We start from the raw sequence: 13,412 nt of genomic DNA, 5'->3' as shown, positions 1-13,412 counted from the left end.
TTAGATCATTCAATTACAGAGTAGATAAATGATTTTCATCATATCGATCTTGATTAATAAATTATCCTGTTCAGATTAATAGAAATTTATCCATACAACAGATAGAAATTTTAACTTATATAATTAAGTAAATTGATATGAAATAATTCAATCAAAACCGAAATAATAGTAATGAGACAGAATATACAGCTAATATTTATATCTATTGTACAAATCATTATCTTCTTGTTTACATCATCAGCATCCTGCTTTCATAGTTATTCAATAAATACTAAACATAAAGAACTATACTTATCTATAAACAATAAGATAACATAATTATAATTTTTCTAAATAAATATTCATCATTATCTTATAAAAATACTAGATTAGTTAAAAATTTCTAAACTGTATATCTATTTAATTTACATAATTTTTATAAAATTTTTCTCATATTAGTAAATTATTTTATAGATATGTAACTATAACAATCAACGATACAAATATAACATATATTTACATTTAGTCATCCATTGTGATTTAACTGATTTATACAAATTATTTCCTGTGTTTTCAGATAGATATATCAGAGCGAATCAATTTAAAGTTTTACTTTAACTTTAGTATTTATATAGACATTATATCTATCACTATTCTTTACATGATAAGACTTCGTATACATCATTTGTTTCTTATAGATATAATGATTTATCTAGTAACAATTTATTTACACAACGTGAACTTAAACGACGTTCCATGCTTCTTTTTTACTTTGAGCAGTAATCAAGATAAATAAAAACGACTTCTTGATTTAATTCAAGAAGCCGTCTAATAACGGGATTTTTACGACTTAAATATCCGATATCTTTTTCTTCGCAATACGATATAAAAGGTCTTTTACACCTGAGCTGTCGAACTTAATTTTAAGGACTAACTCCTCCCCTACCCCTTTTGTACTGAGCACGGTTCCCGCTCCAAATTTTTCATGAAGCAGACGATCACCGGATTTATATGGAGAACCATTGTCGATTTTTGCTCGTATTTTATTCTCTTGCTGTTTTTCTAATTTTCCGCCAAGTATGCCTTTTGCCCATTCAGGCATATTGGAATTGTAAGTGCGTCCTGATTCGCGGTAATTGTTATTTGACCAATCGCTGCTTCCGCGACGGCTAAACTTGCTTCCGCGCGCAAAACCATAACCGGATCCGCCGCTGCTGTAGCCGTCAGAATCATCCGAGTCGGTATACTCGGGTTTGGAAAGCCACTTGAGATTCTCTTCAGGCAGCTCCCTAAGGAACATGCTCTGAGAAGAATATCGGGTCGTTCCGTGCAGCATCCGACGCTCGGCAAGCGTGATGTACAGATTCTTTCTTGCGCGTGTGATCGCGACATACATCAGTCTGCGCTCTTCCTCCAGATCCTTATTGCTGCCCATCGAGTTCCCGTGCGGGAACAGTCCGTCTTCCAGGCCGGTAATGAAAACCAGATTAAATTCCAAACCCTTGGATGCGTGAACCGTCATCAGCTGAACCGCGTCCTGATCCGCTTTGGCCTGATTTTCTCCGGCTTCCAGACTTGCGTGCGATAAAAAGCCCTGAAGCGCAGTCATATTCTCGTCGCGAACACTCTCCTCTTCATCTTCTTCATCAATCGCTTCGGCATCCACATAACCGGTCGCCGCTGACGTCAGCTCGCGCAGATTCTCTAGGCGCTCAGAACCGTTAGGATCAAGCTCATACATTTCCTTCAGACCGCTCTTCTCTACCGTATAGTCGACAAACTTCGATAAAGGCAGCTCGTCCTTCTTCTCGCGCAGATCCTCAATAATGGCGCGGAAAACTTCCAGCTTGGCCGCGGCCGCCCCTTTGGCATAACCGCAGGCGTCATACAGAGAAATGCCGTTGTCGCCTGCAAAGTTAATCAGGGTTTCAATGGTCTTGGCACCGATTCCGCGGGCGGGCAGATTAACAACGCGCAGAAAAGCGGAGTCATCCGCGGTGTTTTCCGCTAAACGCATATATGAAATCGCGTTCTTAATTTCCGCTCGATCGAAGAATCGGAGGCCGCCGTACACACTATAGGGAATGCCCCGGCGCGTAAACTCGGCTTCCAAAACACGTGACTGCGCGTTTGAACGATAAAGGATCGCCATCTCTTTATAGGGCGTCCCTAAATCCGCATACTCTTTTACCGTATCCACCACGTAAGCGGCTTCATCCACGTCTGAAGGCGCGGAATACACCCGGACTTTGTCGCCTTCACCGGCCTCTGTCCAAAGCTTCTTGCCCAGTCGCTGAGAATTGTTGGCGATCAGACCGTTGGCCGCGGCCAGAATATTTCCCTGCGAACGATAGTTCTGTTCCAAACGAATCGGCTCTCCGATTTTGAACTCACGCACAAAGTCCTGCATGTTGCCGACATTGGCGCCTCGGAACGCGTAAATCGACTGATCATCGTCGCCGACCGCAAATACACTGTTGGGACGACGCCCAGGCTCACCAATGCCGGAAAGCAGCTTGATCCAGCGATACTGAAGCTTGTTGGTATCTTGGAACTCGTCAATCAAAATGAAATGGAACCGATTCTGATAGTGCTCAAGAATCAGCGGATGATTTTTAAGAAGTTCGTAACTTCTTAAAAGCAGCTCCGCGAAATCACAGGCGCCTTCACGAATCAGAATCTTTTCATATAAGTCATAGATCTCTCTAAAGGCAGAGCCGCGCTGGAAATTAATGGGCGCGTCTTTGGCTCTGAGCCCTTCTTCTTTACAACGGTTGATATAGTTCTGGACTTCTCTCGGCTTGAATTCTTCATCGGAAATGCCGTTGGCCTTCATAATGCGCTTCACCGCGGAAAGCTGATCACTCTGATCAAGAATCGCGAACGAAGCCGGCAGCCCCGCTTCATTGTGGTGCAGACGCAGCATGCGGTTGCACAGTCCATGGAAGGTACCGACCCACATCGCGCGCACATTCACCGGCATCATGGTCGATAAACGCGTCAGCATCTCTTTGGCGGCTTTGTTGGTAAAAGTCACCGCTAATATCTCACTGGGATAAGCCATGTCCGACTGAAGCAGATAAGCAATTCGGCTCGTCAGAACACGCGTCTTCCCGGATCCGGCGCCCGCTAAAATCAAAGCTGATTTTTCACCGAGCGTCACCGCAGCTTTTTGCTCCGGATTCAAAGAGTCTAAGAGATCATTCATATCGTTTCTTCTTTTTTAAAGATGCGAAAGTCTAGCAAACGATTCTGAAGACTGCCTTGAGAAAGACGCGCAAGTTTTACGCTTAGCCCTGAATTCCGCGCTGAGGAACTATTTTTCCGGGTATGTAACGAGCGGTATCTATATATTAGAGGCACACGCTTCTTTGACTTCGCAAGTCCTCTATGGACGAGACGGATAACCTATAATTGACTCATTTTCTAGTTCGACAAGTTAATGAGTCTCATGAGAGAAACATACGATCCCGCGGAGGTTGAATCCGTACAACAAGCCCATTGGCGCAAGAACGATGTCTATCGAGCGGTTGAAAACGCATTAGACGCCAACGGCAAACCTAAGAAAAAATTCTACGTCTGCTCCATGCTTCCTTACCCTAGCGGCAAGCTGCACATGGGACACGTCCGTAACTACACGTTAAATGACGTCATGTACCGCTATCTGCGTATGCGCGGTATGAACGTCATGACCCCGATGGGCTGGGACTCCTTCGGCCTGCCCGCTGAGAACGCCGCGATTGCTAAAAAAGTCGCGCCCTCCAAATGGACCTTCAGCAACATCGCGGATATGAAGTCGCAGATGGAGCCGCTCGGCCTCGCTTTTGACTGGTCCCGTGAAGTGACCACCTGCAAGCCCGATTACTACCGCTGGAATCAGTGGATGTTCCTCAAGATGCTCGAAAAAGGCATCGCATACCGCAAGACTCAGATCGTTAACTGGGACCCGGTTGACCATACCGTACTCGCCAACGAACAGGTGATCGACGGAAAAGGCTGGCGAAGCGGCGCTCCGGTGGAAAAGCGTGAAATCCCGGGCTATTACCTCGGTATCACTCAGTACGCCGAAGAACTGCTCAAGGACCTCGATCAACTCGAGGGCTGGCCGGAACAGGTCCGCCGTATGCAGGAACATTGGATCGGAAAATCCTACGGCGTCAATTTCGCATTCCCCTATGAAATCGACGGCGAAAAGAAAGAACTCCGTGTCTACACCACCCGCCCCGATACCATCATGGGCGTCACCTTTGCCGCAATCGCCGCGGAACACCCGCTTGCGGAAAGACTCGCAAAAGACAAACCCGAACTGCAGGCCTTTATTGAAGAATGCCGCAAAGGCTCTGTCTCCGAAGCCGATATGGCTTCAATGGAAAAGAAAGGCGTCAGAACCGGGTTCTTTGTGAAGCATCCGCTCACCGGAGAACCGGTTGAAGTCTGGATCGGCAACTACGTCCTGATGTCCTACGGCGAAGGCGCTGTCATGGGCGTACCGTCTCATGACGAACGCGATTTCGCTTTCGCGCTCAAGTACGGTCTGCCCATCACACAGGTCATCGCTAAAGAAGACCATGAGTACGACAATACCGTCTGGCACGATTGGTATGCAGATAAGGAAGGCACCTACTGCATCAACTCCGGCAAGTACAACGGACTGAATTTTGAAGAAGCCAGAGAAGCGGTCGCTAAAGATCTCGAGGCGCTCGGACTCGGCCGACTTGAAGTTCAGTACCGTCTGCGCGACTGGGGCATCTCCCGTCAGCGCTACTGGGGCACTCCGATCCCGATCATTAACTGTCCGCACTGCGGCCCCGTTCCGGTTCCGGAAAAAGATCTCCCGGTTATTCTGCCGGACGACCTGATTCCTGACGGCTCAGGCAATCCGCTCGATAAGGACGAAAGATTCCTCAAGTGCACCTGCCCGAAGTGCGGCGCTGAAGCGAAACGAGAAACCGACACCATGGATACCTTCGTGGATTCCAGCTGGTATTACATGCGCTACTGCTCACCAGACTGCGAAACCGGTATGGTCGATGAACGCAACGATTACTGGATGCCGATGGATCAGTACATCGGCGGTATCGAACACGCGGTTCTGCACCTGCTCTACGCGCGCTTCTGGACAAAGGTCATGCGCGATCTCGGTCTCGTGAAGTTCGACGAGCCGTTTAAGCGCCTCTTTACTCAGGGTATGCTCACCTCCGAATGCTACTATCGCGAACTTCCGGGCGGAGGAAAGCGCTGGTTCTATCCGAGCGAGCTCGATATTGAATACGACCCGAAGGGACGCCCGATTAAGATTACAGCCAAAGAAGACGGTCTGCCCGTTATCAGCGGCGGCATCGAAAAGATGTCCAAGTCTAAGAACAACGTCGTGGAACCCTCCGTCATTATCGGCAAATACGGTGCCGATACCGCCCGAGCCTTCGTTATGTTTGCAGGACCTCCCGATCAGAGCGCCGCATGGAGCAATTCCGGCGCCGAAGGAACATTCCGATTCATGCGCAGACTTTGGAATTTCGGCTACAGCTGCAGAGACATCATCGCGGAAAACATTCCGCTGAATGTGAACGAGCTGTCCCACGAAGATAAAGCTGTCAGACGCGATATCTATACTTCGCTCAAACAGGCTCTCTTCGATTTGGACCGCATGCAGTACAACACCGTGGTCTCCGCCGCAATGAAGATGCTCAATACGCTTGAAGGCATCAAAAAGAGAGACGCCAAGGGAACGAAAGCGGTCATTAATGAATGCTTCTCCGTTCTTCTGAGAACCCTCTACCCGATCGCTCCGCATATTACAGCTCAGCTCTTCGAAGTTCTCGGTTATCAGGATCGTATCGGCACCTCTATCCTTGACGCATCGGTTCCGGAAGTGGATACCAACGCGCTGATTGCCGATGAGATCAAATACGTGATCCAGATCAACGGTAAACTGCGCGGAGAAATCAATGTTCCTGCAGGCTCCGACAAAGCGACAGTCGAAGCTGCGGCCCTTGCCAATCCTGACGCACAGCGCTTCATGGACGGCAAACCCGCGCGCAAGATCATTGTTGTTCCCAACAAACTGGTGAATATCGTCGTTTAACCCGCAGCGCGGCCGAGCCGGTCGATACCGGCCCGGCCCGTCTTAACCGAAGGTTTAATTTTGGCTAAAATACGAACAGAATCCTCACACTCGGCTGCACTCAGCAGAAGAGCCTTTATCGCCGCGGGCGCGGCGGGTCTCTTCACGCTCTCCGGCTGCGGCTGGCATCTCAGAGGCAGACAGACGCTGCCCTTTTCAACGCTCTACATCGCAATGGGCGAGAATTCTTTGATCGCGGCGACAATCCGTCGCAACATTGAAGCCCAGACGAATGTGAAGGTCGTCAAGGTCCGTGATGAAGCGGAAGCGATTTTTGAATTCCTCGGACAGAACAGGGGAACCGCGGTGCTCGCATACAACTCGGAAGGCCGGGGACGTATCTACAGCCTGCGCTTAACAAATACCTTCCGTGTCGTCGCGCAAAACGGCAATGAGATCCTGCCCGCAACTCAGATCTACGCGACTCGCGAACTGATTAAAGACGAAAGCGACTACAACGGTATCGCCAACGAAGAGCGCCTGCTCTATGAAGAAATGCAGCAGGTCCTGATCCACCAGATGGTGGCGCGGATGGCGCATATCTCTGAGGAACAGTTCCGACTCGCAACGGAAACCAAAAAATAATGGCCGTCAGAAATTCTGTCGATCAACTACTTAAATCTAAAGCCGGCGGCGCTTTGCCGCCGCTTTGGTTTATTTTAGGAGACGAACCGCTGCTTGCGATCGAGGCTCAGGATTCCATTCGGCGCGCGGCTTTCGCAAACGGATATACCGAACGCAAGTCATTCTCGTTTGAAGGCAATGCCGATTACTCCGAACTCTACGAGGCGCTCGGCGATATGTCGCTCTTCGGAGAAAAATCCCTCATCGAAGTCACCTTTCCCCGCTCCACAATCGGCCGAAACGGCCCTGAGGCGGTAAAGGCAATGATTAAGGCGGCCGATGAGACCAAAATCGTGGTCGTCAGCCTTCTGCAATACGATTGGACAACCGAGAAGAAAGACTGGTTCATTGCGCTTAAAAATAATGCGAAATTAATCAGCGCGGAGCCGATCCCGAGAAATCGGCTTCCTCTTTGGATCACCGAACGGATTCAGGCTGTCAGCGGCCAGGCGCTCTCAGCAGAAGCCGCGGACTTTATCGCGGAAAAAACCGAGGGCAACCTGCTTGCGACACTACAGGAAATCCAGAAACTCACACTGCTCTGCCAAAAACCGGAAATCGATCTCAATGATGTGATCGACGCCGTCTCCGATGTTTCGCGTTTTGATCAGGAAACTCTTTTTATCGCGTTCCTCGAGGGCGACGCGGGCAGAGTTTCTAAAATTATCGATTCACTCGAAGCGGAAAACACTCAGATCCCCTCCTTCCTTTGGCGGCTCTCCGACGATGTACGCCGAATGATTCTCCACAAGCAGGGTCGGAAATTTTCTAGCTTCGGCATCGACAGCAACCACATTTTCGCGCTGAAGAAAGCTGCAGGGCGAACCACTCTGAAACGGCTTGAGCTGATACTGCATCGCCTGAGCGAGGTCGATCGTCTCAGCAAAGGCCTATTTGTAGAAAAAAGCGACGGAAACGCCTGGCAGGAGCTGAAAGCCGCCTGCCTGCTGCTCGCCGCTAAAAAGAGGTAATTAATATGACCGAGACACTTAGCGCCGCAGATAAAATCGCGGTCATCGGAAAGGCGGCTAAAGCCGCTTCTTTCCAAATCGCAAACGCGTCTACCCAGCAGAAAAACGCTGTCCTTCTCAAATTGGCGGACCTTCTCGGCGACAATTTGGAAGATCTGATGAAGGCCAACGCGCTGGATTTGGATGCAGGCGCAAAGGCCGGTCTCTCCGACGCTTTTCTTGATCGTCTTGCGATCACAGATAAAGTCGTCGCTCAGATGGTTGAAGGACTTCGCCAAATCGCCTCGCTCAGAGACCCGATCGGCGAAGTTGTCGACATCCGTCCTCAGCCCTCCGGCATTGAAGTGGGCAGAATGCGCACACCGCTCGGCGTTGTGGCGATTATTTATGAATCCCGTCCGAACGTGACCATTGACGCCACCGCGCTCTGTATCAAGAGCGGCAACGCCGCAATCCTCAGAGGCGGCTCTGACGCCAAGCACTCCAACGCCTTTTTAGCTTCTTTGATCGCCCAGGCGCTTCAAGCCTGCGGACTTCCCTCAGACACAGTTCAGATCATTGCCGATCCGGACCGCGATCTGGTTGGTGAATTAATTCGCTGCCGCCACTATGTGGATGTTTTAATCCCGAGAGGCGGCAAAGGTCTGATTTCTCGCCTGATGAGCGAAGCGACCGTGCCGATGATCAAGCACCTCGAAGGCATCTGCCACACCTATGTCGACGAAACCGCTGATCTGTCGCTTGCCGTAAAAGTCTGCGACAACGCTAAAACTCAGCGCTATTCGCCCTGCAACGCGATGGAAACGCTGCTTGTGAACGAGTCCGTCGCGCAGGAATTCCTGCCTGTCATGTGCGCGCTGTATCTGAAGAAGAATGTTGAACTGCGCTGTGACCCTCAGTCCAAGTCTATTCTGAACGCCAAAGGCCTCACCGGCATCAAGGACGCAGCAGAAGAGGACTGGAGTACCGAATACAACGCGCCAATTCTCTCGGTAAAGGTCGTCAGGAATATTGATGAAGCGATCGCGCACATCAACACCTACGGCTCACACCACACCGACGCCATTATTACCAACAACCTTCAGCACTCGGAAAAATTCCTGCGTGAGGTGGATTCCTCAAGCGTGATGCTGAATACCTCGACTCGATTTGCCGATGGTTTTGAATACGGTCTCGGTGCGGAAATCGGTATTTCAACTGACAAGATTCACGCCAGAGGCCCGGTTGGAATCGAAGGTCTGACAAGTTTGAAATATGTTGTTTACGGACACGGCGAATTAAGAAAATAATTCTTATTCTGCAAGTGTTCCTACTAATTTTTTTCTTGGCGGGAAAGCTTAAAATCTCGTCAAAGTCTTATTGAGAAGTCTCGTGAATACACTATTGAAACCGTTTTACGCGGTCATTCCGTTATCACTGGAAGAACTCTTCGCTGAAGAGCTCAAGAAACTTGGTATTGAAAAATTCCGTGTACAAAAAGGCGGATGCTGGTTTGGCGCGGAAATGAACCAAATGATGAAGGTGAATCTCTGGACGCGTTATGCGTCCCGCATTCTCCTTAAACTTTCCGAATCGCCTTACCGCAGTGAAGACGACATCTATCGTCAGGTAAAGGCGATCAAGTGGGAGCAGTACTTTAAATCACGAAATTCCATCAAAGTGGAAGTTTCTGCACGTCACTCCCCGCTTAGAAGCCTGAATTTCGCAACGCTGCGCGTAAAAGACGCCGTCTGTGACTACTTCACGGACCAGGACGGCGAACGCCCTGACGTAGATAAGCACAATCCGGACATCCAGATCTATGTCCATCTGAATGAAAAAAGCTGCATCGTCTATCTTGACACATCCGGCGAGTCGCTCTTTAAGCGCGGATGGCGTGAAGCCAAAGGCGAAGCTCCCCTTAAAGAAAACCTTGCCGCAGGCCTTCTCGGTCTCGCCGGCTGGGAGCCCTCTATTGCGCTTCAGGATCCGTTCTGCGGCTCGGGGACCATTCTAATCGAGGCTGCGACGATCGCCGCCAATATTGCTCCGGGCATTAACCGCCGCTTCGGTTTTGAGAAGTTTGTCGGTTTTGATTCCAACGCTTGGCAACAGATGAAGAAAGAAGCCCGAATGGCTGTTAACTGGGATGCTGACGTCAATATCTCTGGAAGCGATATTTCCACGCTGATTGTCGATCGTGCAGGAAAAAATGCCGAACTAGCGGGACTTGGCCGCTGGCTCTCTGAAGGCAAACTTCGTTTCTCAGCCTGTGACGCGCGCGAAGTGCTTCCCTCATCAGAGACACCCGGACTGATCGTTGCCAATCCGCCTTATGGCGAACAATCGAATCCGAAATCCGCCAGTGTCGCCTCCATGATGAAAGACGTCGCAGACAACCTGAAGCATCATTTCGCAGGCTGGACGGTTTGGATGCTGACCAGTGACCGAATGCTTCCGAGACAGATGCGTCTGTCCGAATCCAGAAAAATCGTATTTTTCAACGGCCCTCTTGAATGCCGCTTCTTCCGCTTTAATATGACAGCGGGGTCCAATCGCAGAAAAGAGGATACAAAAACACAAGACTCAGTCAATAAATCTGAATAAAGGAGATTTCATGAAACCTAATGATTTTGATGTCGTTTCCATGAGAACTGAGCTCCACGAAATTCCGGAGCTTGGCTTTCAGGAGAAGAAGACCAGCGATTATGTTGCTGCCAAACTGACCGAACTTGGCCTTAAACCAATCCGCAATGTCGGCGGTACAGGCGTTGTGGCCTACATCGACGGTACAGAGCCCGGCCCCACAGTGATGTTGCGTGCCGACATGGACGCGCTGCCCTTCAAAATCGACGGCAAAGACGTCTGCATTCACGCCTGCGGCCACGACTCCCACACTGCTATGGGTCTTACCACAGCTGCTCGTCTCGTTGGAAATGTTAAGAAAGGCCGTGTAAAACTACTCTTCCAACCGGCTGAGGAAACACTTTTTGGTGCGCTTAAGTGCATCGAAGACGGTGTCCTTGATGACGTCGACTACGCTTTCGGCGCTCACGTTCGTCCGATTCAGGACATTCCTGACGGTACAGTCTGCGCAGCGGTTCGCCACACAGCGAGCACATTCTGCTGGGTTGATATCCACGGTGAGGTCGCTCACGCCTCCCGTCCGCATCTTGGCAAGAGTGTTGCAGAAGCTGCGGTTCTGGCCACTAACGCGGTGAACTCCCTCTGGGTCAACCCGAATAAGGCCTGGTCGGCTAAAGTGACAACCCTCGACTGCCGTTCCACAGCGAGCAACATCATTCCAGATAAAGGCCGTATGTGCTTAGACATCCGTGCTCAGGACAATGCGACAATGGATGAGCTTCTTGAAAAACTCAAGGTCGCGATCACAAACGCCTGCGCCTGCGTCGGCTGCACCTGCGAAATCTCCTTCCCGGGCGGCGTTATCCCTGCTGCGGAATATGACGAGGATCTCGTTACAGAAGTTCGAGAAACGATTAAAGAAGTCCTTGGTGAAGAAAAACTCGCTAAAGACTGCGGTGGCGGCGGCGAAGACTTCCACTATTTCGTTCAGAAGAAACCCTCCATCCACGCTGCTTACATTGGCGTCGGCACAGGTGTTACACCGGGTCTGCACAACCCGACCATGACCATGAATCCGGAATCTCTGCGCAACGGCGTTGAAGTTCTGACAAAACTGGTTCTGGACAAAGTCGGCTAATCCGATTACGCCTTAGACATCCAACCCGCCAATCATTTTGAGGCGGGTTTTCTTTTTAGTGAGCTCGTTTAACGTTTAGCTTTCCAGGGTAGACGATTTTGAATCGATCAGATTAGAACCTCTTGTCGGTATTCCGATTACCGCCCGCTCTCTCTAGATGTTGAGAACTAGTTTTTTTCACGACTGCGCCACCGTATGTAGTTAAACAGTCTTCGATGATTCTGCGACTGTGGCATTGCGTTTCTAGGATAAATAAGATATACCCCGCTTGCGCGGGGAACTCCTATTGATGAAGAACAAGACTTCATCGACGGCCGGTTCAACCCCGCTTGCGCGGGGAACTCCCAGTAGCGATTAGTGCCTGATTTGTTGTTGGCGGTTCAACCCCGCTTGCGCGGGGAACTCAATGCAACCTCTGACGGGCACAACCCAACCGCCGGTTCAACCCCGCTTGCGCGGGGAACTCTTTGATCTCATCGAGTACTGGAAAAAACAGGTCGGTTCAACCCCGCTTGCGCGGGGAACTCGACCGCAAGCAGCCGCCCAAAGAAACAGACGGCGGTTCAACCCCGCTTGCGCGGGGAACTCATGGAGCCAATGTTCTATGAGGGCGACATTGTCGGTTCAACCCCGCTTGCGCGGGGAACTCCGAACCAGTTCGCCATCACGGTTATAAAAATCCGGTTCAACCCCGCTTGCGCGGGGAACTCTTCACGCCACCGCCGCCAGCTAGAGAAATCGACGGTTCAACCCCGCTTGCGCGGGGAACTCGTCAGTGAGCATCGCTCTGACCTCGTTCGTCCCCAGTTCAACCCCGCTTGCGCGGGGAACTCACAGGAATCAGATAACCAGCATTCAGGGTTGTCGGTTCAACCCCGCTTACGCGGGGAACTCACAAAATTGAGACCGACGCACTGATGCAGGAACGGTTCAACCCCGCTTGCGCGGGGAACTCATTTGCGACTTTGTCATAAACAGAAACTAAAACGGTTCAACCCCGCTTGCGCGGGGAACTCTCAAGCTCTTGGCCCTTTAGGTTCAATTTCATCGGTTCAACCCCGCTTGCGCGGGGAACTCTCAAGCTCTTGGCCCTTTAGGTTCAATTTCATCGGTTCAACCCCGCTTGCGCGGGGAACTCCAGTGTCGAGGTGCACGGCCCTTACCGTTTTACGGTTCAACCCCGCTTGCGCGGGGAACTCGTGCCGAAATAATCAAGTTCCTGTCAAAGATGTCCGGTTCAACCCCGCTTGCGCGGGGAACTCGCAGACGGAATACCTAATAAGCCATTGGAGTCCGGTTCAACCCCGCTTGCGCGGGGAACTCCGTGCTACTGGCATAAATATCGGAAAACCAAACGGTTCAACCCCGCTTGCGCGGGGAACTCCGATTCCGTTTCTCCTCAAAGCAATCTGTCTGCGGTTCAACCCCGCTTGCGCGGGGAACTCCCTCGAATTTGAGTAACCATTTTAAAAATCCTCGGTTCAACCCCGCTTGCGCGGGGAACTCTTCTTGGGAGAGCTTGCTGGATCGGACGCTGCCGGTTCAACCCCGCTTGCGCGGGGAACTCATTATTTCGATAATTTGCCCTCAGACGTTCGTCGGTTCAACCCCGCTTGCGCGGGGAACTCCCTATTAACTCTCTGCCGTTCCGTGCCTATAACGGTTCAACCCCGCTTGCGCGGGGAACTCGCTTTCTAGTTCCTCTAAATTCCCTGGGTCGACCGGTTCAACCCCGCTTGCGCGGGGAACTCTCGTCGTCGTTATGAGGTTTTTGTTAATGGCACGGTTCAACCCCGCTTGCGCGGGGAACTCGATGTCTGGCATTTGGCCCAGAAATTTGACAACGGTTCAACCCCGCTTGCGCGGGGAACTCTCCCGTCCGATGCCGGTTTACTCTGTACCCGGGCGGTTCAACCCCGCTTGCGCGGGGAACTCTTATTCAGGTCTGAGAACTCAGGCTGATGTTGCGGTTCAACCCCGCTTGCGCGGGGAACTCTGAATCGAGCCCCGT

Annotated in this window: 7 protein-coding genes and 1 CRISPR repeat array (1 of these 8 running past the window's edge); of the genes, 6 read left to right on the top strand and 1 reads right to left on the bottom strand. The window is 50.8% G+C overall.

Annotation, left to right across the window (positions count from 1 at the left end):
- Positions 1-829: 829 nt before the first annotated feature.
- Entirely contained in the window at positions 830-3,187 is a 2,358-nt protein-coding gene (locus AC6I1F_RS05185) for an ATP-dependent helicase (RefSeq protein ID WP_289163873.1), read from the bottom strand.
- 243 nt (positions 3,188-3,430) lie between these two features.
- Here AC6I1F_RS05185 and leuS point away from each other — a divergent pair, with 243 nt between their 5' ends.
- The 6 genes from leuS (at position 3,431) to AC6I1F_RS05155 (ending at position 11,401) form a co-directional block, all read left to right on the top strand.
- The gene (leuS, locus tag AC6I1F_RS05180) at positions 3,431-6,064 is read left to right on the top strand and encodes a leucine--tRNA ligase (RefSeq protein ID WP_289163875.1); all 2,634 of its coding nucleotides are present in this window, start codon (positions 3,431-3,433) and stop codon (positions 6,062-6,064) included.
- A gap of 60 nt (positions 6,065-6,124) precedes the next feature.
- A complete protein-coding gene (locus AC6I1F_RS05175) occupies positions 6,125-6,688 on the top strand; it encodes an LPS-assembly lipoprotein LptE (protein ID WP_251450342.1) in 564 nt (187 codons plus the stop codon).
- Positions 6,688-7,698 (top strand): DNA polymerase III subunit delta, encoded by a 1,011-nt coding sequence (gene holA / locus AC6I1F_RS05170; RefSeq protein WP_251450339.1) that lies wholly within the window; start codon positions 6,688-6,690, stop codon positions 7,696-7,698. Before AC6I1F_RS05175 ends, holA begins: the two co-directional genes overlap by 1 nt.
- Positions 7,699-7,703: 5 nt before the next feature.
- Entirely contained in the window at positions 7,704-8,987 is a 1,284-nt protein-coding gene (locus AC6I1F_RS05165) for a glutamate-5-semialdehyde dehydrogenase (protein WP_160335946.1), read from the top strand.
- Between the two features lie 82 nt (positions 8,988-9,069).
- Positions 9,070-10,284 (top strand): THUMP domain-containing class I SAM-dependent RNA methyltransferase, encoded by a 1,215-nt coding sequence (locus AC6I1F_RS05160; protein ID WP_289077628.1) that lies wholly within the window; start codon positions 9,070-9,072, stop codon positions 10,282-10,284.
- A 10-nt stretch (positions 10,285-10,294) separates the two neighbouring features.
- Positions 10,295-11,401, top strand: a complete 1,107-nt coding sequence (locus tag AC6I1F_RS05155) for a M20 peptidase aminoacylase family protein (RefSeq protein ID WP_289163877.1) — start codon at positions 10,295-10,297, stop codon at positions 11,399-11,401.
- A 254-nt stretch (positions 11,402-11,655) separates the two neighbouring features.
- Positions 11,656-13,412: direct repeats of the CRISPR family, unit length 29 nt; unit sequence CGGTTCAACCCCGCTTGCGCGGGGAACTC (it continues 1,450 nt past the right edge of the window).

It is taken from the genome of Parasutterella sp. St.1A3 (assembly GCF_059728705.1).
This window is presented reverse-complemented; position numbering and strand designations above follow the sequence as displayed.